Annotated in this window: 18 protein-coding genes and 1 pseudogene; 15 read left to right on the forward strand and 4 right to left on the reverse strand. The window is 52.7% G+C overall.

The annotated features are described in order from the left end of the window. Positions 1 to 169: 169 nt before the first annotated feature. The 10 genes from FHK95_RS18845 to FHK95_RS18890 all read left to right on the forward strand — a co-directional run bounded on the left by FHK95_RS18845 (position 170) and on the right by FHK95_RS18890 (position 11,084). Entirely contained in the window at positions 170 to 2,017 is a 1,848-nt protein-coding gene (locus tag FHK95_RS18845; protein ID WP_150306184.1) for a copper resistance system multicopper oxidase, read from the forward strand. Beyond that, on the forward strand, positions 2,010 to 2,372 hold the full coding sequence (locus FHK95_RS18850) for a hypothetical protein (protein ID WP_178114849.1): 363 nt from the start codon (positions 2,010 to 2,012) through the stop codon (positions 2,370 to 2,372). Before FHK95_RS18845 ends, FHK95_RS18850 begins: the two co-directional genes overlap by 8 nt. Further along, on the forward strand, positions 2,362 to 3,354 hold the full coding sequence (locus FHK95_RS18855) for a copper resistance protein B (RefSeq protein WP_150306199.1): 993 nt from the start codon (positions 2,362 to 2,364) through the stop codon (positions 3,352 to 3,354). The genes FHK95_RS18850 and FHK95_RS18855 overlap by 11 nt, the downstream gene beginning before the upstream one ends. 9 nt (positions 3,355 to 3,363) lie before the next feature. After that, the gene (locus FHK95_RS18860) at positions 3,364 to 4,047 is read left to right on the forward strand and encodes a c-type cytochrome (protein ID WP_150306185.1); all 684 of its coding nucleotides are present in this window, start codon (positions 3,364 to 3,366) and stop codon (positions 4,045 to 4,047) included. After that, positions 4,037 to 4,486 carry a DUF411 domain-containing protein gene (locus FHK95_RS18865; protein ID WP_408003648.1) on the forward strand — a complete coding sequence of 150 codons (450 nt, stop codon included), beginning with the start codon at positions 4,037 to 4,039 and terminating at the stop codon, positions 4,484 to 4,486. The genes FHK95_RS18860 and FHK95_RS18865 overlap by 11 nt, the downstream gene beginning before the upstream one ends. A 324-nt stretch (positions 4,487 to 4,810) precedes the next feature. Further along, positions 4,811 to 5,356, forward strand: coding sequence for a c-type cytochrome (locus FHK95_RS18870; RefSeq protein ID WP_150306187.1), 546 nt, complete (start codon positions 4,811 to 4,813; stop codon positions 5,354 to 5,356). A gap of 10 nt (positions 5,357 to 5,366) precedes the next feature. Next, on the forward strand, positions 5,367 to 5,822 hold the full coding sequence (locus FHK95_RS18875) for a DUF305 domain-containing protein (RefSeq protein WP_150306188.1): 456 nt from the start codon (positions 5,367 to 5,369) through the stop codon (positions 5,820 to 5,822). A gap of 107 nt (positions 5,823 to 5,929) precedes the next feature. After that, entirely contained in the window at positions 5,930 to 6,388 is a 459-nt protein-coding gene (locus FHK95_RS18880) for a hypothetical protein (RefSeq protein WP_150306189.1), read from the forward strand. 180 nt (positions 6,389 to 6,568) lie between these two features. Further along, a complete protein-coding gene (locus FHK95_RS18885) occupies positions 6,569 to 8,893 on the forward strand; it encodes a heavy metal translocating P-type ATPase (protein WP_150306190.1) in 2,325 nt (774 codons plus the stop codon). 1,069 nt (positions 8,894 to 9,962) lie between these two features. After that, positions 9,963 to 11,084 (forward strand): Y-family DNA polymerase, encoded by a 1,122-nt coding sequence (locus FHK95_RS18890; protein WP_150306191.1) that lies wholly within the window; start codon positions 9,963 to 9,965, stop codon positions 11,082 to 11,084. Between the two features lie 3 nt (positions 11,085 to 11,087). Here FHK95_RS18890 and FHK95_RS18895 read toward each other — a convergent pair whose 3' ends face one another. After that, positions 11,088 to 11,369: a hypothetical protein gene (locus FHK95_RS18895; protein ID WP_150306192.1), complete on the reverse strand. Its 282-nt coding sequence runs from the start codon at positions 11,367 to 11,369 to the stop codon at positions 11,088 to 11,090. Between the two features lie 693 nt (positions 11,370 to 12,062). Between FHK95_RS18895 and FHK95_RS18900 the strand changes: the two genes are divergently transcribed. Continuing rightward, complete coding sequence (locus tag FHK95_RS18900; protein ID WP_150306193.1) at positions 12,063 to 12,737, forward strand: hypothetical protein; 675 nt, start codon at positions 12,063 to 12,065, stop codon at positions 12,735 to 12,737. A 447-nt stretch (positions 12,738 to 13,184) separates the two neighbouring features. Continuing rightward, a pseudogene (locus FHK95_RS18905) lies at positions 13,185 to 13,888 on the forward strand (SOS response-associated peptidase). 402 nt (positions 13,889 to 14,290) lie between these two features. On the opposite strand, the gene FHK95_RS18910 reads toward FHK95_RS18905, so the two are convergent. From FHK95_RS18910 to FHK95_RS20530, 3 genes are all read right to left on the reverse strand, one after another. Further along, positions 14,291 to 14,716 (reverse strand): antitoxin Xre/MbcA/ParS toxin-binding domain-containing protein, encoded by a 426-nt coding sequence (locus FHK95_RS18910; protein WP_150306194.1) that lies wholly within the window; start codon positions 14,714 to 14,716, stop codon positions 14,291 to 14,293. 1,266 nt (positions 14,717 to 15,982) lie between these two features. Then, complete coding sequence (locus FHK95_RS18920; protein ID WP_178114851.1) at positions 15,983 to 17,347, reverse strand: tyrosine-type recombinase/integrase; 1,365 nt, start codon at positions 17,345 to 17,347, stop codon at positions 15,983 to 15,985. A 359-nt stretch (positions 17,348 to 17,706) separates the two neighbouring features. Next, complete coding sequence (locus tag FHK95_RS20530; RefSeq protein ID WP_150306200.1) at positions 17,707 to 18,135, reverse strand: DUF1028 domain-containing protein; 429 nt, start codon at positions 18,133 to 18,135, stop codon at positions 17,707 to 17,709. A gap of 637 nt (positions 18,136 to 18,772) precedes the next feature. Here FHK95_RS20530 and FHK95_RS18930 point away from each other — a divergent pair. The 3 genes from FHK95_RS18930 to FHK95_RS20305 all read left to right on the forward strand — a co-directional run bounded on the left by FHK95_RS18930 (position 18,773) and on the right by FHK95_RS20305 (position 22,281). Continuing rightward, the gene (locus FHK95_RS18930; protein WP_150306197.1) at positions 18,773 to 19,798 is read left to right on the forward strand and encodes an AAA family ATPase; all 1,026 of its coding nucleotides are present in this window, start codon (positions 18,773 to 18,775) and stop codon (positions 19,796 to 19,798) included. 148 nt (positions 19,799 to 19,946) lie between these two features. Continuing rightward, positions 19,947 to 20,765 carry a hypothetical protein gene (locus FHK95_RS20300; protein WP_235906836.1) on the forward strand — a complete coding sequence of 273 codons (819 nt, stop codon included), beginning with the start codon at positions 19,947 to 19,949 and terminating at the stop codon, positions 20,763 to 20,765. A 13-nt stretch (positions 20,766 to 20,778) separates the two neighbouring features. Beyond that, positions 20,779 to 22,281: a S8 family peptidase gene (locus FHK95_RS20305; RefSeq protein WP_235906837.1), complete on the forward strand. Its 1,503-nt coding sequence runs from the start codon at positions 20,779 to 20,781 to the stop codon at positions 22,279 to 22,281. The last annotated feature ends 466 nt before the right edge of the window (positions 22,282 to 22,747 follow it).

Consider the following 22,747-nt stretch of genomic DNA (forward strand, 5'->3'; position numbering starts at 1 on the left):
GCCCTCCGTGGCGCTTTTTTTTGCCCGTACGGGCCGCGTTGCCCGACCGAAGCGCAATAAACCTGACGCAAATGTAATCACGCACCGGGTAGAGATATGGCAGATTTAAGCGTTCTTCAGGCAATCATTCGCTGGGTTAATCGAATTCATAACGACGGGACATAAGGGCATGCAATACAAGACTTCAAGACGGACCTTCGTCAAAGGTTTAGTCGCAACCGGATTGGCTGGAGGGCTTGGGTTGTGGCGTTCACCTGTCTGGGCTTTGACCAGCCCCGGCCAGCCCACGGTCTTAACGGGAGCCGAATTTGACTTGGTTATCGGCGAAACGCCGGTGAACATCACGGGTGCGCCCCGCACCGCGATGACTATCAACGGCACTATTCCAGGCCCGCTTCTGCGCTGGCGTGAGGGCGACACCGTCACCCTGCGCGTTGCGAACCGGCTCAGCGAAGACACTTCCATTCACTGGCACGGCATCATCCTGCCAGCGAATATGGACGGCGTTCCCGGCTTGAGCTTTCATGGCATCGCACCGGATGGCATGTACGAGTACAAGTTTCAGGTCAATCAGAACGGTACCTACTGGTACCACAGCCATTCCGGCTTTCAGGAACAGGCAGGCGTTTATGGGCCCTTGGTAATTGATGCCCGGGAGCCGGAGCCGTTCGAATATGACCGCGACTATGTCGTAATGCTGACTGACTGGACCGATGAGACGCCGGATGACGTCATGGCCAAGCTGAAGAAACAGTCGGATTACTACAACTTCAACAAACGAACCGTTGGCGATTTCATCAGTGATGTAAAGGAGAAGGGCTGGGGCGCTACGGTTGCTGACCGCAAGATGTGGGCACAGATGAAAATGAGCCCGACTGATCTCGCTGATATTAGCGGCTATACCTATACCTACCTTATGAATGGCCAGGCTCCCAACGGCAATTGGACCGGCCTGTTCAAGCCCGGCGAAAAATTACGGTTGCGCTTTATCAATGGCTCGGCGATGAGCTATTTCGATGTGCGTATTCCAGGGTTGAAAATGACCGTAGTCGCCGCTGACGGCTTGCACGTTGAGCCGGTCAGTGTTGATGAGTTTCGTATAGCGGTGGCCGAGACCTACGATGTGATCGTCGAGCCCATCGCCGAGGAGGCGTACACCATCTTCGCCCAGTCCATGGACCGTACTGGTTTTGCCCGCGGTACCTTGGCCGTTCGGGATGGGTTAAGTGCCCCGGTACCCGAGACTGATCCACGCCCCGAGATCAGCATGGCCGATATGGGTATGGACCACGGCAGCATGGGAGGCATGGCTGGAATGGACCATGGCGACATGCAGGGCGAGATGGCCACAATGGACCACAGCAACATGTCGGGCATGGATCATGGGCAGATGCAAGGCGACATGGGCGGAATGGATCACAGCAAGATGGCCGGCATGGACCATGGGCAGATGGCTGGTATGGATCACGGAGAAATGGCTGGGATGGGAGCAATGCAATCGCACCCAGCCTCTGAAGAGGACAATCCGCTGGTCGATATGCAGACCATGACGCCGACGCACAAGTTGGACGATCCAGGTATCGGGCTACGCGACAACGGACGCCGAACCCTGACCTATGCCGACCTGAAAAGCACCTTCCCAGACCCGGACGGCCGCGAGCCGGGTAGAACGATCGAACTGCACCTCACAGGACACATGGAAAAATTTTCCTGGTCTTTCGACGGCATTGAATTTTCTGACGCCGAACCGCTGCGCCTCAAATACGGCGAGCGGGTTCGTATCACGTTGGTCAATGACACCATGATGACGCACCCCATCCACCTCCATGGCATGTGGAGCGATCTCGAGGATGAGCACGGCAATTTCATGGTGCGTAAGCACACTATCGATATGCCGCCTGGCTCGAAGCGTAGTTACCGCGTCACTGCCGATGCGCTCGGCCGCTGGGCTTACCATTGCCATCTGCTTTTTCATATGGAAATGGGCATGTTCCGTGAGGTACGAGTAGATGAATAAAGGAGACGCTATGAACGCTTTGAATCGTAAGACACTAACCGCCAGTGCTCTGGCGCTGGGCTTGCTGGGCATTTTTCAGATATCGGTAGCCACAGCTGGTGAAGGGCACGATATGCCCGAGCAATCATCTTCCGCCCCCTCACATGCCACCGATAATCCTGGCCAGCAAAGCCAGCAAAGCCAGCAAAGCCAGCAAAGCCAGCAAGGCTCTGGCAGGCAGGAGATGGATCATGGCTCTATGGGCCATGGTTCAATGGACCACGGCTCAATGAATCATGAAGGCATGGATCACAGCAAAGTGGACTCCCAGCATAAAGACAACGAGGCCAACGGGAATGCAGATCATCACCAATAGGATTACGCGTCCCTCTTTGCTGGCTTTGGCCGTCTCGCTCAGCGCAGTAATGACCATAAACGTGGCGAATGCCCAAGCGATGGACCATTCGATGCACGCACCGGCAGCCAAGCAAGCGCCTGTATCTGGTTCTTTCGGGCAGAGCGAAACCAGCCATGGACAGATGGATCATTCCTCCATGGGACATAGTCAGATGGAGTCGATGGATCACGGCTCGATGGGACATAGCCAGATGGACCACGATTCTGTGCATAACGTCGACGGCATAGCCGGCCCGCCGCTCATACCCGCGCTTACCGATGCTGACCGCGAAGCGGCGTTCCCGGCAATCCAGGGGCATACGGTGCATGACAAGAAGCCCTTCGCCTTTCTGCTTTTCGATCAATTGGAATACCAGCATGCTGATGAGGGCAGTGCCCTTAGCTGGGAACTGTTGGGATGGTGGGGCGGGGATGTTGATCGCTTATGGCTGCGCTCGGAGGGCGAGCGTACCAACGGCGTAACTGAGGATGCTGAGATACAGGCGCTCTGGGGGCATTCCATCGGTCCCTGGTGGGACGTGGTCGCCGGTGTACGGCAGGATTTCAAGCCGGGCTCGCCCCAGACCTGGGGCGCTTTTGGCATACAGGGTATGGCGCTTTACGGGTTTGAAGCAGAAGCCACCGCCTTTATTGGCGAGGGCGGGCAGACCGCGGCACGCCTGGAAGGCGAGTATGACATCCTGCTGACCAACCGCCTGATACTCCAGCCCACCGCTGAGATGAACTTCTACGGCAAAAACGATTCAGCGCGAGGCGCAGGCTCAGGTTTGGCCGATACAGAACTTGGGTTGCGCCTGCGCTATGAGATTGTGCGTGAGTTCGCTCCTTATATCGGAGTTAGCTGGGGTCGTTCGTATGGGAATACCGCCGACTTCGCTCGCGATGAAGGGGAAGATATTGACGAGGCCCGCTTCGTCGCTGGCGTTCGGATGTGGTTCTAGGGAAAGCAAATGAAAAGAGTAATAGGGACTTTGGCAGTAGCAGGTGCAGTGGCTGTGGTTGGTGTGGCCGGCGTTGTGTACTTCGGTTTGATCAATGTTGGCGCTGACGATCCACACTCAGCGCCGGTTCATGCATTTCTCGATACGGCGCGAGACCGCTCAATCGTAGTGCGTGCTCAGGCTATAAAGGTACCTGATCTCACTGACCAGCAACAGATTCGCGCTGGTGCAGGAAATTATGATTCCATGTGCGTCGCATGCCATTTGTTCCCTGGAGCCGCACCAACCGAACTCAGTAATGGGTTATATCCGGCACCACCGAATCTGGCCACCGCAGGACTCGCAGGTAATCCAGCTAAAACGTTCTGGATCATCAAGCATGGAATCAAAGCTACCGGTATGCCTGCCTGGGGCAAAAGCATGGAGGATCAATACATCTGGGACATGGTTGCTTTCATACAGCAGCTTCCGACCCTTGATGCTGATCAATATCAGTCGCTGGTGGCATCAAGCGGCGGCCATCAGCATGGCGGGGGTGAAACCTCTCAGCGTGGAGACCACCATGACGACGCTGCCGCCGAGACTGGCCACGCCGGCGATCACCATGGTGCGGCCGAAGCCGACCAGTCTTCTGCGGCTAAGTCTACTCAACATATCCATGCCGACGGCAAGGAACATGTACATGAACATTAAATTCAGCAAAGTTCGACTAGCGATCGCAATGTTACTCTTCGCGACGGCAACGGCCCACGCAGCAGCGCCACAACCAACCATAGAAGTCCACCGAGACGCCAACTGCGGTTGCTGTAAAAGCTGGGTCTCCTATATGGAAGAACAAGGCTTTCAGGTCATTGATCATGTCGAGCAGGACATGATGGCGGTCAAGCGCAAACTGGGCGTCCCTCGCCACCTCGCTTCGTGCCACACAGCCACTCTGAATGGCAAGTTCATTGAAGGACATGTACCGGCTGCGCAGGTTACTGAATTGTCGAAGCGCTCCGATTTGCAAGGCATTGCGGCACCTGGAATGCCGGCGGGATCGCCTGGCATGGAGGTTCCAGGGATTGTTCACCCGTATAAAGTGATCGGTATAAGCGCACAAGGAGAAAATATTTTAGCAACCTATCCTTGATAGTTGAGAGAAACCACGTCCCAAACAAACCGGGCATTGAAGGTGATTCTTTTGGTAGGCTAACCATGCACTTTCTTTCAATGATCTTCCGTCGCAGGCCGAAATCATATGTCATGGCTATAAGTCATGAATACGAAACCGGAGAACTCCGCGAAGCTGGTTATCTTAAAATGCGGTGTCTCAGGTATTACCTGACATGATTGATTCCGGTCTGCCAGAAAATTACATTTCTGTAAGCTCGGCATATTGAACGAAACCTCACTGCTCAGATCAGGTCACGTTACAAGGCGAATCTTTGCTTACACGTAGCTTTGAGGTGATGCAATGCAGCCGAAAACTAGGCAACTAGCTAAAGGAGCCGCAGTCGGACTTTTAGCGATAATTCTGATATCACTCGTTGTCGTCGTTTGGGTCGCTTATTCAGGCGCCTACAACGTCGCTGCGACCCAGGACCATCAGCCCATCGTACGCTGGACACTTGAGACAACGATGAAAAACTCGGTCTCCGACAGAGCAGGGGCTGTTCAGACACCTGTACTGAACGACGCGATGGTCGCTGGTGGAGCGGTACGCTACCAGGCAATGTGCGAGCACTGCCATGGTGGTCCAGGAGTTGAAAAAAGCGAGTGGGCTCAAGGTATGCTGCCGCAACCCCCGCATCTTCCCGACGTCGTCTCGGAATGGAAGTCTAATGAAGTATTCTGGCTGGCAAAACATGGCGTGCGTATGAGTGGCATGCCTGCGTTTGGGCCTACTCACAGCGATGATGAACTTTGGGAAATAACCGCGTTTGTCATGCGCTTACCCGGCATGACGACGAGTGAGTACGCTCGCTTCGACACGGGCGATTCAGCAGGTCAAGGTCACTAAAGGAAACCATATGAACATGTCTTATTGGCGTTTCGGCGCGATGATCGCCACGTCTACGACTATTATGTATGGGGTGATGTATCTCAATACGTACGCCTTTGAACACGTACTCTGGAGCGAAACCAGAGCATGGATGGCCCTTGTCATGGGTGCAGCGATGGCGGTGGTAATGTTGAGTTTTATGCTCAACATGTATCAGAAAAAGATGGTGAACATCGCAATCTATGGGGGCGGTGCTCTACTTTTCATTGCGGCGTTATGGCTTGTCCGTAGCCAGGCTACCGTTGGCGATGTCGAGTACATGAAGGCGATGGTTCCTCACCATTCAATCGCGATCATGACCAGCGAGCGCGCACAAATTACGGACCCACGTGTCCGTAAGCTGGCAGATGAAATTATTGAGGCGCAGCGTCGCGAAATTTCGGAAATGAAATACCTTATTCGCGACCTGGAGAGGGCAGACTGATGTTCGTTCCTTCACCGTACCGCACGCGACGCATTCTTCTCCTTTCGGCAGTAACGCTAGGCACCGCCTTTCTCACGGGATGCGGCGATCCCGCCCCCGGTGAAGGCATGGAAAACTCGATGATGCAGGAGCCGTCTCCGGAGGTAATGGGGGCGCAACAAGCCATTAACTCGCCTGATATATCAGCAATCGATCCCCAAACGATGGAACAAGCTGAGGTCGAAAAGGTGTTGGGGGACGTTCCGTATTGCGGCTACCGGTACACCGCAGAAAGCCCTCCGATACTCGCTATCAGCGATACTGATCAAGGCCAAGGTTCTCAAGCAGTAACCAAGATCCATGGTCGGTTAGTGGAGCTGTCAGCAGACCAGAACCCGGGTTACGAAAACTTGAAGAAAGGCCTCGTATTAACTGCGGAGGGGATGGAGATGAGGGTAGTTTCGGATGGAGAAAGTGAACCGGAGTCAGCGAAACCAGGAGAGCTCGTTACCGCAGAACTGCATTTCTCTCTCCAGCAGGGTTTGAATATCGGATATCTCGGTTGGTACGAGTGCAAAGCGGAGTAGACACGGTGGTTTAACAGGCACCAGTCCTGCTCAGGTTGGCATCGTTAGGGCATGGATTGGCACAGTGATTTGTGCTTGCCATTCAATACGAATCGTTGAGCTGGATCAGTTTGCGGTTGGCAGGTGCGCTGCACAATGAGCTCATTCAACGCCGTTCAGGCCCGACCTAAGGGAGTTAGCATGTATCAACATTCGCATAATCCAGAGAGTGACGAACACGAGTCAGGATTGCAGGATCCAGTCTGTGGCATGGTGGTAGAACCAGACAGTCCGTATCAGGCGGATTATCAAGGGAAGCGTTTTAACTTCTGCAGCCACAAATGCCAGGTTCGCTTCAACGCCGAGCCGATGAAATATCTGACTCCCGAGCCCGCTTCGCATTCAGCTCCCAAAGGCGACCCCCATACCGAATATACTTGCCCAATGCACCCGGAGGTGCGGCAGATGGGGCCAGGCAGCTGTCCGATTTGCGGAATGGCATTGGAGCCGGTGTTGCCTGATCTGGAGGATGAAGATAATCCAGAGCTCGAAGATTTCAGCCGGCGTTTCTGGTGGACACTTCCCTTCACTGTCATCGTCACAGCCCTTGCAATGTTCGGCCATGGCCTAGCCCTATTCCACGGGCAATCGCAAAACTGGATCGAACTCGCTCTCGCTTCGCCGGTTGTACTGTGGGGCGGTTTGCCCTTCTTCGTGCGGGGGTTGGCCTCGGTTCGGCAGCGTAGCCCCAACATGTGGACCCTGATTGGTCTAGGGACCGCTGCAGCATACGGCTATAGCGTTGTGGCGACCGTGCTACCTGAACTGTTCCCAGCCTCTTTCAACGTTGGTGGCCGGATCGGCGTGTACTACGAAGCAGCTGCCGTGATTATCTCGCTAACCCTGCTTGGACAGATGTTGGAACTGCGCGCGAGATCGAAGACCTCTTCGGCGATCAGAGCTCTGCTGGGACTGTCTCCGAAAACCGCAAGGCGGATCAACCGCGACGGTAGCGAGGAAGATATTCCCCTGGAACATGTGCACCTGGGCGACAAACTACGGGTTCGCCCGGGTGAAAAAGTCCCGGTGGATGGTCTCGTTGTGGAAGGAGAAAGTGCGGTTGATGAAGCCATGCTCACAGGCGAGCCGGTTCCGGTTACCAAGCGAGCTGGCGATACGGTTATTGGCGCTACGCTCAATGTGCACGGTGCGCTGGTTGTCGAGGCCACCCATGTTGGATCAGAAACCATGCTTTCGCAGATTGTGCAGATGGTGGCCAGCGCGCAGCGTTCCAAGGCTCCGATGCAGCGCATGGCCGACTCCGTTGCCGGCTATTTTGTGGTCGTAGTGGTAGCCATCGCCATAACAACATTTTTTGCTTGGGGTCTGTTTGGCCCGGAGCAGGGATGGGTGTTTGGTTTGATCAACGCTGTGGCGGTACTGATTATTGCCTGTCCGTGCGCACTCGGTTTGGCCACGCCCATGTCTGTTATGGTTGCCACCGGTAAGGCTGCAAACAGCGGTGTGCTATTTCGCGATGCCGCCGCCATCGAGAACTTCAAGAAAGTTACTACCCTTATCGTGGATAAGACCGGAACATTGACCGAGGGCCGGCCGGTTTTCGAGCAGGCTGTGGGTTTCGATTCTTTCAGTCAGGACGAAGTACTTCGGTTGGCCGCCAGCCTCGATCAGGGAAGCGAGCACCCGTTAGCTCACGCAATCGTGGACCATGCACGCTCCCGACGCATCGCGCTGGCGACCCCTGACAGCTTTGAGTCTGCATCAGGAATCGGCGTAAGCGGCCAAGTTGAAGGTCGCCAGCTTCACTTGGGTAACACTGCGTTGATGGAAGACACAGGCGTGGACGTCGGTCCTCTCAAGACAAAGGCCGAGGAGCTGAGGCAGCGTGGTAGTAGCGTGATGTTTCTCGCGGTAGATAACCGTCTGGCAGGCGTGCTGGCCGTATCAGATCCGATCAAACCGACCTCCGGAGAAGCAGTTTCGCGCCTTCATGCTGAGGGCATTCGAGTCATCATGGCGACTGGGGATGGTTTGACCACGGCTCGTGCGGTAGCCCAGGACCTGAATATCGATGAGGTACATGGTGAGGTCAAACCGCAGGACAAGGAGCAACTTGCATCACGTTTGCAACGTGAAGGCGAGTTTGTAGCAATGGCCGGTGACGGAATCAATGACGCGCCTGCTTTGGCCAGGGCGGACGTGGGAATAGCCATGGGGACCGGCACGGATGTAGCGATGAGCAGCGCGCAGGTCACTCTGGTGAAGGGCGACCTTATGGGCATCCTTCGCGCCCGCACATTGTCGGTAGCGACGGTTCGGAACATGCGGCAGAACTTGCTGTTCGCCTTTATGTATAACGGTCTCAGCATTCCTATCGCAGCAGGCGTTCTTTATCCGTTCACGGGTTTACTACTTTCGCCCATGATCGCGGCATTAGCGATGAGCTTGAGCTCGGCCTCGGTCGTGTTCAATGCGCTGCGCTTGCAGCGTGCGCGGATCGATTGACGCGCCACGATGACAGGGTTCGACGGCGAGTATATTCAATGCCGAGCGAGCACAACTGAGAGCCAGTCCAGGCGAATAAAACGGCTCGCTTCGCCTGGCTGCTAGTGATCTTCATTTTTTATCGGCGTGATGATGGATGTCGGAAATGGCGGGCGGATGTCCGGCAGCGAAGTACTTCGTTGGTGGGCGTGATTGCGTACTGCGTTGGCACCAGAGCACCATAGTGACCGCCTACAACTTAACCATCGTGAGCTGGCAGCACTCACCGTTACCGCTTGCTCTTCTCACAGTCGCTGCCGTCAAATAAGCACTATCCGAGGCTCATGAAAGTGGTGAGGACACGAAAATCCCGATCGTAGTTTTGCAGGAGAATTGTTCCTGTTCATTATGGTATCAACGGGGCCGGAGGCTATTGTCGAAGGGCTGACACTTCATGTGGATGTGACTGTATAAATATACAGCTATCTGCTAGGATTATCTTATCGGCGAAGGTGAATGGCCAACTCACTCTCGCAATACCCCAAGGGTTATGAGCATCCCAAGACGGACGGTCGCCCCAGAATCACGCTGAGTGAGATCTTTTGATGAGTCAGGTTTCCCCAAGCAATTTCCCTAAAGGAATCATCGGTAAGGGCCACAAAGAGAAGGATTTCAAGTTCCTGGTTCTGTCGGATAGCGCTCTAGGTCTGATTCAGTCTCAACTCGACAGCTTGCCCCCGTCCCAACGGCGAAGCGCAAATAGGGCGTTATTTTACTTCGAATGCTTTTTGTGGCTAACCAATCACCCCCCTATCGCAAGCGCTCTGGATCTCCGTACCAACGCCTTCCTGATCGTTCAGCGCCTTTTTTATGGGGCTCTGCACTCGAAATGTTTCCTGGCCGCTGACATAAAGCACTCAGGCAGACGGAGGCTTGTCCTGTATTTCTTCAAACTTCTTGCCGGGGTGTCTAAATCGACTCATATCAACATTTTTGTACCCTCAGACCTTACAGATAGCCAGGTCAAGGAGTGCATTGCTCAATTTGAATCTATTCGAGTTGATTCCGTTCGTGTAGCCAAGCTCACGGGATGGCATGTGGCAAACCGAAACGCGGGCTCAAAGACATCATCCGCAGGCACAATATAGAAACGTTCAGCAGTAACTTTGCACTTTACGGTGACCTAAGCGAGCGAGTAATGAGCATTATTGAGTCTAGGTTGCCTCTCGTGGAGGTTTATTCAATTGACGAGTCCTTCGCCGATTTAACCGGTATGCCTGAACCTCATGATCGCCTTGGTTATTCTTTACGGTCCGAGATATTAAAGAAGACGGGCATACCAGTAGGAATCGGCATAGCGAATACAAAGACATTGGCAAAGTTAGCGAATGCAGCAGCTAAACGTTGGCAAACACAAACTGGCGGCGTAGTTGATATACGTGATCCAGAAAAACGAGATAAATTGCTTAAAGCCATGCCGGTGGATGAAGTATGGGGGATTGGGCGAAGACTACATGAGAAGTTGCAGGAGATGAATATAAAAACTGCATGGGATCTTGCCAAAGCAGATACGCCACTATTAAGGAAGCGGTTTAGTGTACTCGTTGAAAAAACTGCGAGAGAGCTGGTCGGGATTAGTTGTTTAGATATGGAGCCTGTCTCCCCATCCAAAAAGGAGATATGCACGAGTCGTTCATTTGGCCGCAGGCTTTATGATCTGACTGAGCTTCAGGAGGCAGTTACAAGTTACGTGTCCAGGGCAGCTGAGAAGATGCGCGGACAAAAATCCTTCTGCAATCTAATGCAGGTTGGGATAAGGACTGGCATGTTCAATGAAAACGAACAGAAGTATTCAAGAGCAATACTCTGCCATTTGCCTTATCCAACTGACGACAGCAGGTTGATGATAAAGACTGCCCTAAGCGGACTGGATCAGATCTACAGGAAAGGGCCGGCCTACGCCAAGGCATCAATCCTTCTGATGGATCTGTGCGACCGTGAGCAGCTGACGCCGGATCTCTTCGAGCCCACACAGCTCCTGAGCACAGACAGGCTAATGGTGACGCTGGATGAGATCAACGGGAGGTGGGGGCGTGGAACGATACGGCCAGGGCGCTTGCAGCGTCAGTTCTCCGGAGATATGCAACGTAACCATCTGAGCCCGGCCTATACGACGAAGCTTTCTGAACTGTTTACGGTGAAGGCTCGCTGAGAGTTACAGGTTGCCCTTTCTGACGCGACCATAGCGCTTTTTAATCCATTCTTTTATTTGAAATTCAGTGAGCATTCTTCCGCTTGGGATTCCTGAGAAAAGATCACGCACTTGGTAGTTGTCCCAGTCGGGTGATTTAATTAAAAGCATGTCGGGCTCAATATGATCCTCATCACCCAGAACAGCCAAACATCTCCACCCTCTCTTTGCTAACCTTGCGTTCCATACAGAACTCCAGTCGCAGATACTTACACCGTATTTCGCGGCATAGGTTTCAAGTTTCACGGTTTATATTCCTTGCTTGTGTATCGGATCTCATCAGGCAAATAGTTGATATTCCTGGCTTAACTCAGCGTATCGATTCACGCAAATAGTACGGCATTACTTGAACATCCCAACGGGCATGCAGATCGACCAGGTGAAGCTGATTGCTCTCCGGGCAATGCTAGAAAACGTGAATTGGTGAAATTTGCACGGAGTAGGGTGATGATCCTGTTTGGCCTCAAAATCTCGTCGCGTGGTGTGAGGATGTCTCATCCTCATACCAACGCGCTGCAGAGCCCGCAAACGCTACCCACCACGCCGAAGCGGTACGGCACTCCCACATACACTCCCACACTCCGTTAGGGCTTGTGCCTCGTCCGAAGCTCCTTGGATTACAAGAACACCCAATAAGCGGGCACCAGACATCAGGAGAAAAAAATGGCGCAAAATGCTCCCAATCCTCCCTTTCTTATCTGCTAACCTGAAGTTCAGGTTCAATCACCGCATCTTAAGCTGTGCTTTCAATTAATGTGAAGCGACGTATTTCGGTGCCAAGCCGGTAGCGCATGCGGTCTTGTTAGTTTCTGAGTATCGGATTTCACAGGAGCTCACAGCTAACAAGTCGCTTAATTTCCGGACTCCCTGGTCAGAACGCCGCTTAGCTTAGCGTTGGGAGGCGCCTGACGTAAGGAGTCGGAGAATAGGAGGTTTCACATGAAGCCGACGATTGGTATTGCGGGTGTGGTCGCGATGCTTGTGAACTCGTCTGTTGGTGCTGGCGAAGAGTATTTGGTTGTTGACGCAGCATATCGTGATAGCGGTTTCTACATGAGCGTGGACCTTTCGGTGCAGGTTCCCGCAGAGGCAGAGGAGATCGAATCGGACCTGATCTATACCGGCCTAGCAATGTCGAGCGGGTACTCTCTGACGCCTTTCGGTATCCGAGTGCCTAAGGCGCTTGCGCAACGGTTGTCGCTGAGTACACCTAATAAAGAGGAGCCAGAAGTCTATACGGTGCTGCTCGATGGGGAGCCCCTTCAATCGGCGGCAGCGTCAGAGTCCGTTACCGTCCAGATGTCATCGCGCACGTTGCCAAACGCTGAAGACGTGCGCAGGACAACGGGCGAGTCTCTCGACGGAAACCTTCGATTCACAGTTACGGACGATCCGATTCCCTTGGTTATTGGTGTGGTGGCTGCCGCTGCAGGGTTAATCTGTGGAGTCCCTTACATGGTTGAAAACCTCGGAAATGACTGCACAGACGCGGCATTGAAGCAGTGTGGTGTGGGAAACGTGGCTAGTAGCGTGAATGAGTCTCTGCTTGGAATGGATTGGCGGGCGGGGGCAAAGGTCGGTTGCGGCATGACGTGCAACGTTACCTGCAAGTAGTAAAAGAGCCTTTCACACGTTCGGGCTGCGCTCGGGGCCAACAGGTGCCTGCAGCTCTGGGAAACTTGCCGCGATTAAGGCGCCTGGCACATAACCAGATCCCCAGGCCATCGAGAATCGATATCTTCATGGACCTGTTCGGCAACACACATCCTTCAGCAGCGCCGGGCTATAGATGGGATTACCGGACGCTTACCCCAATCCGAATTCGGCACCTGGCCCAACGTAGGGTGATATCAATCCGCGGTTGAATGATGCTGGGTTATCAACCACGCGTGCTTTTACTTAGCTGTAAAGCGCCACGGTTATTGGCATAAGAGGTAGCTAATTGAATTTCTGTTACCCCCGTGTGATCCCAGCGTCGGTTTAGACCGCCCCACACACTGAATTGAAGTCCGGCGAGTATCTTACCGACTCAGTACAGTTTTTCCCTACCAAGGAGTCGATGTGTGCAGCCATTACGAAGCGCCCACCAGTAATGGACTGAGACATGCCTTTGGCCAGGCGCCTAACGAGAATTATCAGACTGAGCTGTGGCCAACTTACGCAGGCCCCTTGGTAAGACTTGCCCCAAGCATTGGAGAGACTATCTCTAGCGAAGAAGATTTCTCTGAATTTACCCTGGACGTGGGGCAATTCGGGCTACTGCCCCATTGGGCGAAAGATCAGACATTCGGGCGACGGACATACAACGCTCGATCGGAAACTGCGTCTTCCAAGCCTTCTTTTCGTTCTGCCTGGGCGAAAGGTCAGCACTGCATCATACCGGCGAAGGCGATCTATGAGCCTGACTGGCGGTCTGGGAAGGCAATTCCTACCCGAATCCAACGAAATGACGGCGGGATTATGGCCATTGCAGGATTGTGGGATCAATGGACTAATCCTGAAGGAAAAAAGATTCTGTCGTTCTCCATGCTCACCGTGAACGCCGACGATCATCCGTTCATGAAGGACTACCACAAGCCGCAGGATGAGAAGCGCATGGTTGTGATATTACCTAACGGTCTGATCCGCGATNCAAGCCGCAGGATGAGAAGCGCATGGTTGTGATATTACCTAACGGTCTGATCCGCGATTGGCTCCAAGCATCAGTTGAGCAGAGCATGGAATTCATGCGTCAGTACCCAGCCAACAGATTAGTGGCACCGTGACCTGCTTTAATCGGTAACGTTACCGTTTTCGTATGTTACAGAGGAGCTGGGGGAGCCCGTCATGTGTGCTGAAACTGAACACGCATATCGGTGGAATTCAGAATAACGAAAGAATGCGTTTAGACCCAGCTGGGGTAGGTCTGGCCTGCTCTGTTCCCTAATCGCGTGCCTGCTGATGTCACTTATTTCAACGGATTCAAACGTGACGTTTTAGACTGGCGCCCATTCAAGTCCTGCACGTTAAGCGACAACCGTATGGTGCATACAGGCCATACTCCACGCCTCGTGTGGTCCAGCACCTCTTTGGACGTTTGTTCTAAGGACCACTCCAGATGCAGGTTATATGACATGTTCCATGCATCCTCGGAGCCCGTGAACATTCGCTAACTGCGGTTAGGCGGGTCAAATCGTAACCCCGTGCTCTAAGCGCCCTATCAAGTCGAGCACTGCCTGCGTTTCAGTATGCGTCGTTAGCATTTCTAAAGGAGCTCTCCCGCCCAAGCCTCGACAGGGCGCTTCAAGCCACAAATTGGCCACGGTAATATCAGCTTCGAATAACTCCAACGTTGCATCTACTAGCCTAACCAGACGAAAGATTCCGTCAGTTTCACCGCCATCAAGTTCGCCTCCCGCAATCCAGTGTTGAATCCTGGGCTTGTCGAGGTTTAAAGCCGCCGCTAGGTCGTACGGGTTGCGGTTAACTAGCGAGGCGAGGCGAAGCAAATGTTCAGCCGAAATATCAGAGCGAGCCTGAGCCATGAGTTCAGCCGACCCGGTAGGGAGACCGAGCTCATCCCAGACGCTAGTTTTTTTCTTGGAAGCATTCATATTCGTCCTCCGGATTGCGTCAATTGCAATTACAAGCACCTCAACGAAAGCTCTTGAAAATATCGAGAAGGGGTGACCTGACAACTGTGCCCAGTACATATCGATGTCTGCGTTTGCGAAAAATCGCCTCGACCGCTGTTGATTAATGCTCGCACACGTAAAGCTTTTTTGCGCGGATAGGTAATTATCTGCTCCCAAAGGGGGGATGGATTTGGGCTTGGAACGTGGATTACCAATGGTGGGGTGCTGGCACAGGATCGGTCGGATCGAGCTACCAATGTGTAGAAGTGCACAGCAGCGAGGAGGGGATAAGATGGTAAGTCTCTGATATTGCGAGCTTTTTCCTCGTGGCATGTCTTTCACGTTATTTGCCTAAGGCGCATGGGCCTGCGAGGCAGAGCAGACTCTATTTATCCGTAAGTCTTTGTTTTATTAAGGGGTTGCACGTGCAACCCCCCTTGCCCGGTTCCGTTGTGAGCTACCAATTTGTAGCTCGAAGTCTCCTTCGCGGGGAGCTGGCACAAATGATCGGTCGCATCGAGCTACAGATGTGTAGAAAGCGCGCTGCAGCGGGACGGCGGCTTATCTTTGATAAGCCTATAGATGCCGCGCGATACACATCTCAGGCTATTCGTCTGAGTCGGATGGTCGGCGACGCGTAGCAGACTCTATTTAGCCGTACGGCGTCGTTTCATGAGGGGATTTGGACGTGCAACCCCCTCCTTCACGATGCCCCAGCCTAGTCAGATTCGGGCTGTTAGCGAAAATCCTTATTTACAGCTAAGTTGTTGATTCGTATAGGGGTTGCACGTGCAACCCCCCCTAGCTTAGAGCTACGCATTTTTAGACCTGACCGTGGGCTCCAAGCTGCTGCCGACGCGGGTCTGCGGGGTTCCATCAACAGCACTTGCAGCAGGACCCAAGTCAGACAGCCGCTAAATAACGCCTACTTTGCGGTTATTGTCTACGTGACAAGGGTGTGCCGGCCATACGGCCAACTGGTTCGAGCTCAAGTCCCTTGGTTGCTGCGATATCGATGAAACGGATCTGCGTCAACGTACGGTTTGCCAGCGTCTGGTGTGCTTCAGCTTGCAATCGTGCGGCCATCAAGGCTTTTGAATTGTGTGTTCGCTTTTTCATAGACAGCGTTTGCCTCAATGTTGCCTTGTTAATATTGCCGCTGGATCGCCATCAGCAGTCAATCTACAGGCCGTCATTGCTGACGGTTACGGTCTTTTCGTAGGGACTGGTAAAACATGGTTTGGATCATGATGACGAAACGGACTCGTCCGAGCTTAATATAATGTCCAGAATATGATCAAATTCTGTCATTGCGGCTTTCCGCCGAGGTAGCGTGATCATGGGGTTGTTACGGTAGTGGTCTGCGACTATGCCACCGGTACCATGCGCTTGAAGCTCATCAGAACGACGATCGTCTATACCGTATTTGGCCATTAGCTGGGTGCACGTTCGTCGTAGATCACGTGCAGTAAATCGAGGAATCTGCACGCCATCCATCTGTGAATGTTCAGATTCGAACCACCGGTTAAGCGCATTTTTCAGGCTTGAAAGTGTAACTGGCCGCCCATCTATTCGGTTTGTCCATGGTCTGATTCGGTTACCGTTAAGCCGGTGTATGTCTCTGATGATTTCAAGCGCACGAGGGGTCAGAGGAACTGGATGAGGTTTCTGTTGCGATCGCCCACTACGGCCTTTGCTGTGGTGCAGATGAGCCACGCATTCCACCAGATCGTACGCATGCCATTCTGCTTCAATGACGCTCGAAAACCGCTGACCTGCAGTAGCGATGACGAATTTGAATAAGGACGTCATCACTGGGCCTACACGGTCGGTCTTTTCCAGTGTATTCCAAAACTGTTTTAGCTCTTTTTCTGAGAGGGCGCGGGTACCTTTCTTTTCGACGTGTTCAACCGTAACCACTGCGGCTGGATTCAACTCGATAGCATAGGTTTTGTTACTAGTTCTACCGACTACGTTCTCCGCTCTCATGCCGTAGTTGAATGACGCGGAAATCTGGCGTCTCATCCGTTCTGCCATCACCTTTGATCCACGTTTATGGATGGGGGAGAGGAGCTCTTTAATGTGGGTAGGCTTAATGTCGGCAGCGTGCAGGCAAAGTATCTCGGTATTCTGCAAAATCAGCTTCCCACGGACGCGCTTCATTTCATCAATGGTGCGGGGATCAAGCTTACCAGTCCGGTCATCGATGTAATCCTGCAGTAAGTCCTCGAAGGTACCCTTGGCAGCCTCGATTGCAGCGATACGCTCTGCTTCAATCGCCTTGAGGCGCGCATGATTCTCGACTTCGTTTTTGTGTTTCGTAAGGTCACCATGCTCTAGAGCTAGCATGGCCATCTCCACAGCTTTCTCACGAATTTCTGTCAGAGTAAAACCTGCGTCTTTAGGTTTTTCTTTATAGCTTCCTAAGCTGACCTTCTTACGCGTTCCCTGGATAGCGTATCGGTAGCTGGCTGCGATAACGCCGCTAGCTTTACGCTCGAATAGGATCGCCCCTTTTCCCCTACCTGGTAGCGAGTCGGTAATCGTGTCGCCAGCCCTCAGCGATTTCAGATCTTCAGGTCGTACTAAACGGGACAAATTTGATGCCATATTGAGCTGACTTCCATGTGCCTGGGTACCACTTTGGGGACCACTTCTAAAGTGAAAATAGGAACCAACGTGGAACACTTGAGAACGAAGGGAAACGTTAACTACATGAAATATATGTAAATTATATACGAGGTGGTACTCTTTGCAACGGGAAGGCACAGCAAAAATGATGCCTACGTGCCAGTCGCCATACTCTATGGCGCTTGACGAAGGACAATCCATCCCTTCCAGGAAAAGTAAGTATCGGGCATATAACTCGATGGTCGGAGAAAGAGCTGATGGGGTGGCTCAACAGTCAGTGACTTGGTAGGAAATTTGTGTGGAGGGACTTCATCCAGGGAGGGAAGAAGTCCGTGACCTCAGTTACTGCTCACAGTCCACAGCGACATTTGCGAATGGCTGCTAACGGCCCAGAAGCGGACGTTTAGAGTAGGAAAAATAAATCTGTCCCCTTTTAGCCAGACTGAGACTTTCCGACGACTGCATGCTCTCGATGACATGTTCCAACACCTACGGCCCGGTGAGGCGGCTGCCCTGGGTGCCGAAGTGCCTGCCGGATCGGTGGCAAGCCCAGGGATGGTCCGCGATTCGGTCCAGGCTGCGGTACGTCCCTGATCGTCGACTACGCCCGCCTGACGATCTTCCGGGCGCGGGTCGGTCGCCATCACCTGCTCCAGCGCCTGCAGGGCAGTGGCGCCGGCCTGCAGCAGGCGCAGCCCATCATAGGCAAGGTAGGGGTTAAGCAGGGCTTGGGAGGCTAAAGCCCCGACATTGGGATGGCGTGACAGGCCAGCTTGCCAACTGCCTGAGGCATATTTTTAGAGGTATGTTGCAAAGCTGGTCAGTGTACTGGAATAGTCGTATCAACTGATGGTCCAAGGTGGTTAATGGTCTGACATTTAGCCGTCCTTGGATACTATGTTCCCGTCGCATTTTTGATCTCAGAGCCATTCGCGTTGTTTGAGCCTTCATGGGTTTCACTGGTAGTAAAATAGGGAAAAGGTTAAGCTGAATAGATAGGTGGCGAGGGTAAATGGCCATGAATGTTAGGCAGGCCATACGCCTTTGCAGCACACCGCGAGCAGCCTCGCAGGGTGAGAGAGTGCGGTTCGCAAGCTGCTCAAATTTATACCTTTTTATGCTGGAAAACGACGAATAGATCCAGCATTGTCTACAGTTATTAAGGATAGCCTAAGCTCTGCACGTGCTGATAGGAGCTCTGTTCCACCGCGCTACGGAAAGAATAGAGGTGGGTGAGGTCGACCAGCGGCTTGTGATCGAGATTGAAATGGCAGCGTTGGCCACATTGGCGTTAACTAATGAACAAGTTAGTAATGGCTGAGAGTTGGTCTTACTGATTTTGATATAGCGCGACCAAATCGACTCCCTCAGGCGTGCGGCTTCAATTTTATATAGGTGCATATTATGGCTAGCGCGGATCAGCTTAAAGCGCTTGTGAAGTCTCACATTGATCGTGATGACGGTAAGTTCTATTCCGTCGCCATGCAGGTGGCTGCGCATGAAGCAAAAGTGGGTCATGGCAAGCTAGCTGTTGAACTGCGTGACCTGATTGATGCAGGGAAGACGCGCGTTTCTAACACGGGCTCGGGTCGTCCAATCCCGCTTTCTCGTCCGCGCGGCGAGCTGGCGGGTCTGCTGCAGGTCAGTCATCCGGGAGATCGTTTAGCAGATATGGTGCTCGACAGCGGTACTCATGAACGACTCAGCCGTATTTTGAAAGAGCAAAGAATGTTCGCGCGAATCCGTGAGCATGGTCTGTCTCCGCGCCGTAAGCTACTTTTGGTTGGGCCTCCCGGCACGGGCAAAACGATGACGGCATCCGTCCTTGCAGGTGAACTTGGATTGCCTCTTTTCTTGGTGCGATTAGATGCGCTCATAACAAAGTTTATGGGCGAAACAGCTGCCAAGCTGCGCCAGGTCTTTGATGCAATCACAGAAGTTCGGGGTGTTTATTTTTTTGACGAGTTTGATGCAATAGGCTCTCAGAGGGGGCTGGCCAATGATGTCGGCGAAATACGGCGTGTGCTTAATAGCTTCCTCCAGATGATCGAGCAAGATCAATCAAACAGTTTAATTGTAGCGGCGACTAATCACCCTGAAATATTGGACTACGCTCTATTTAGGCGGTTTGATGACGTGATTGAGTACAATCTACCGTCTACGGAGCAAGCGGCTCATTTGATTCGTTCCCGTTTAGGCCGATTTGCACCTAAGCCATTTCCTTTAAAATCGACTGCAGCTCAAGCAGATGGGCTGAGCTATGCGGAAATCCGACGCGCGGTGGACGATGCGATCAAGGAAGCTTTGATGCTTGATGACGACCGCATTAGTGCCGATGTTTTAAAGAAGGCACTTTCCGAGCGGTGGCAGATTAATAGGAAGATAAACAACAGGGATTCGTCAGGCCATGCCGGTACCACCTCAAAATAAGCGCCCCCATATACTGCTCCGCGAGACTTCTTCGGCAAAGCCATTTATCGCTCACTCCTCCAAAGGAGGGAATACGCCCCCTCTGCCGGACTTGCCTCGCCAGGAGCATGGTAATGCTCTTCTGCGACAGCTAAAGGATTTGAGACCCTTGGCTACCGCCGCAGCGTTGGCCCAAAAGGAGCAGGGCCTTGAAAGTGGTCTGGGCCTTCAGGTTCAGTTTATCAGCCAGCCCAATGTTGAGCTTGCTTTCCAAAGTTTGGCGGCAGAGCGGGGGAAGGATGACCGTAAGAAAATCGAACTGCTAAGCGTCCAGCAAGTAGGCGTATACACTTATGCAAACGTTTTTGTCCCTGAAGGCAAGCTTGATCATTTTGAGAAGTATGTCGCGGAGTATCTTGCTGAGAAAAAAGACAAAAATAATGATCCTCTTGATCATAAGCCGTTATTGAACACCATTGAGGCTATAAGGCAAGCAGAGTTGCGAGCCTTATGGATGGATGACGAACAGCTACTGCCTGGAGACCTTGATGAAGCTTTCTGGTGGGAGGTATGGCTGCCTGTGAGGGGTAATCGCAGAGCGGTCATATCAGATTTTCGAACGCTCGCTCACCTTGCAGGATGTTATGTGGGAGACCAGGAAGTTCATTTTCCTGAAAGAAGCATTGTTTTAATGCATGGATCTCGGAGGCAGTTCTCAGGCTCGGTTCTTACCTTCAACTGTGTCGCAGAGCTGCGAAGAGCAAAAGTAACAGCTGATTTCTTTGATGCGATGGATGTTGAAGAGCAAATGGAATGGCAGGACGACCTGCTACATCGCACTCGTTTTGCCCCTGGTGGCAATGAAACTTGCTACATTTGCTTGCTTGACTCAGGTGTTAACCGTGGACATCCGCTGCTCTCGCAACTGTTACATTCGGAAGATATGTATACGGTTGACCAAACTGGGTTGACGGACGATGCATGCTAACCATGGGACCCGAATGGCGGGGCTAGTGGCTTATGGGGATTTGACGGCCGCAATCGCGTCCACCGACTTAATTAATATTGGGCATCGCCTGGAGTCCGTTCGGCTGCTCAGTGCTGGTGGCGCTAACGTTGGCTCTGCTACCTTGCATGCTCAGTTGTTTAGTGATGCAACGACGGGGGCGGAGATCGACCATCCGCACCGCAAGCGAATTTTTTGTTCTGCTGTGACAGCTTCTGATTACAGAGATAGGGGGCGCCCCTCATCTTGGTCTGCCATGGTAGATAGTCTTGCCGCAGACCCGGACGGAGCGGGACAGTTTCCTCGTTTGTTTATTTTGTCTGCGGGTAATACAGACGACCATGGGGCTTGGTCTGACTATCCCGCAAGTCTATCTACCAATCTCATTCACGATCCTGGGCAAGCTTGGAACGCTTTAACGGTTGGAGCTTGCACTCATTTAACGAATACTCAAGAGCCAGACTATCAAGCAGTGGCGCCAGAGGGCGCTCTTAGCCCTTATACAACGACGTCATCCTCTTGGGAAAAAGCTTGGCCGTTGAAGCCGGATGTTGTTTTGGAAGGGGGTAATCTCGGGACTAATGGCTGGGGACCGAGTGGAATGAACAGCTTGCAGCTGCTTTCTACCAATAACAAGCCACAGGAGCGATTGTTTAAATCGTTTAACGCTACCAGCGCTGCATCCGCGCTATGTTCAAAGATGGCGGGTGAGGTCGTCACCGCCTATCCATCTCTGCGTCCCGAGACCATTCGTGCCTTGATCGTTCACTCCGCAGAATGGACTGACTCAATGCGTGCAATGTATATGCCTCCGGGCAATGCTAGCAAGACTGCGTACAGTCGTTTAATCCGGCACTGTGGTTGGGGAGAGCCAAGCCTGGAGCGCGCTCTATGGAGCGCAGGCAACTCGCTGACCTTGGTTATTGAAGACGAACTTTTTCCGTTCAAGAAAGATAAGGGGAAGTCTGTAACGAGTCGGCACATGAATTTGCACAAGCTTCCCTGGCCGCGAGAGGAGCTTGAGTCGCTCCAAGATACACGAGTTCAGATGCGAGTTACCTTGTCATATTTCATCGAACCCAACCCATCAGCACGTGGCAGCACGTCTAAATATCACTACCCCTCCCACCGATTAAGATTTGAAGTCCAGCGTCCGCTGGATGCGTCCACAGAAGACTTCGTGGCCCGCGTTAATGCGGCGGTAGTTCGCGAGGATGAAGGCGACCCAGTGAACCCCGCTGACCCAAACTGGTACTTGGGTGATAGGCAGCGTCATCGCGGATCTCTCCACCAAGACGTCTGGGAAGGCACTGCTGCAGATCTCGCCAGTCGTGGCTATCTTGCTGTCTATCCTGCCGCGGGATGGTGGAGAACGCGCCCTGCGCTTGAGCGGTATGGTCTGCCTGCGCGGTATAGTCTGATTGTGTCTATTCGGACAGAGCAGACTGAGATAGATCTTTACAACGTTATTGCCCAGCAAGTAGCTATTAAAACCTAATCTATTGCAGCGCGAAACGTTACCCCCTGTTCGGGCAGTGTGAAACGGCTACTTCGTGGCCAAAACGGTCACTCAGTTTCTTTGAGGAATAGGGGCAATTCAGTCACTGGTAGAGTTGAAAAAAACGTTATGCAGAGAGCCTGGTGAGTGTTCAGAAAATCCAGGAGATTCAATTCAAGGGCTATGCCGCAATGATGATATTCGACGTGTCATCATAGCGCTGATAGAACAGGCAATGACCGTCAGATAAAGCGGGATCTCAGGCCCATGCATTCATCCCCTACAAGCTGCAATGACAAAAGCTACCATCACAGTAGCTTCTGCCAGAGATAACCTATTTTTTTGAGGACTTGCTAGGTTTCAAGTCGGGATTATTCCCTTGCGTATCTTTATTGTCACGACGACGTTTATCAACTTCGCCGGTTGATTTAGCAATTGGCTTTGTGAATCACACCGGGTTTTATGG

This window comes from Pseudomonas saliphila (assembly GCF_008638345.1).
In the GTDB taxonomy this organism is placed as follows: domain Bacteria; phylum Pseudomonadota; class Gammaproteobacteria; order Pseudomonadales; family Pseudomonadaceae; genus Halopseudomonas; species Halopseudomonas saliphila.

Coding starts and splice junctions, on each gene's coding strand:
- FHK95_RS18845 (WP_150306184.1), top strand. CDS start 170: ATGCAATACAAGACTTCAAGACGGACCTTCGTCAAAGGTTTAGTCGCA.
- FHK95_RS18875 (WP_150306188.1), top strand. CDS start 5,367: ATGAACATGTCTTATTGGCGTTTCGGCGCGATGATCGCCACGTCTACG.
- FHK95_RS18860 (WP_150306185.1), top strand. CDS start 3,364: ATGAAAAGAGTAATAGGGACTTTGGCAGTAGCAGGTGCAGTGGCTGTG.
- FHK95_RS18865 (WP_408003648.1), top strand. CDS start 4,037: ATGAACATTAAATTCAGCAAAGTTCGACTAGCGATCGCAATGTTACTC.
- FHK95_RS18850 (WP_178114849.1), top strand. CDS start 2,010: ATGAATAAAGGAGACGCTATGAACGCTTTGAATCGTAAGACACTAACC.
- FHK95_RS18890 (WP_150306191.1), top strand. CDS start 9,963: ATGGCATGTGGCAAACCGAAACGCGGGCTCAAAGACATCATCCGCAGG.
- FHK95_RS18880 (WP_150306189.1), top strand. CDS start 5,930: ATGGAAAACTCGATGATGCAGGAGCCGTCTCCGGAGGTAATGGGGGCG.
- FHK95_RS18930 (WP_150306197.1), top strand. CDS start 18,773: ATGGCTAGCGCGGATCAGCTTAAAGCGCTTGTGAAGTCTCACATTGAT.
- FHK95_RS18920 (WP_178114851.1), bottom strand. CDS start 17,347: ATGGCATCAAATTTGTCCCGTTTAGTACGACCTGAAGATCTGAAATCG.
- FHK95_RS18885 (WP_150306190.1), top strand. CDS start 6,569: ATGTATCAACATTCGCATAATCCAGAGAGTGACGAACACGAGTCAGGA.
- FHK95_RS18910 (WP_150306194.1), bottom strand. CDS start 14,716: ATGAATGCTTCCAAGAAAAAAACTAGCGTCTGGGATGAGCTCGGTCTC.
- FHK95_RS18900 (WP_150306193.1), top strand. CDS start 12,063: ATGAAGCCGACGATTGGTATTGCGGGTGTGGTCGCGATGCTTGTGAAC.
- FHK95_RS20305 (WP_235906837.1), top strand. CDS start 20,779: ATGGCGGGGCTAGTGGCTTATGGGGATTTGACGGCCGCAATCGCGTCC.
- FHK95_RS18870 (WP_150306187.1), top strand. CDS start 4,811: ATGCAGCCGAAAACTAGGCAACTAGCTAAAGGAGCCGCAGTCGGACTT.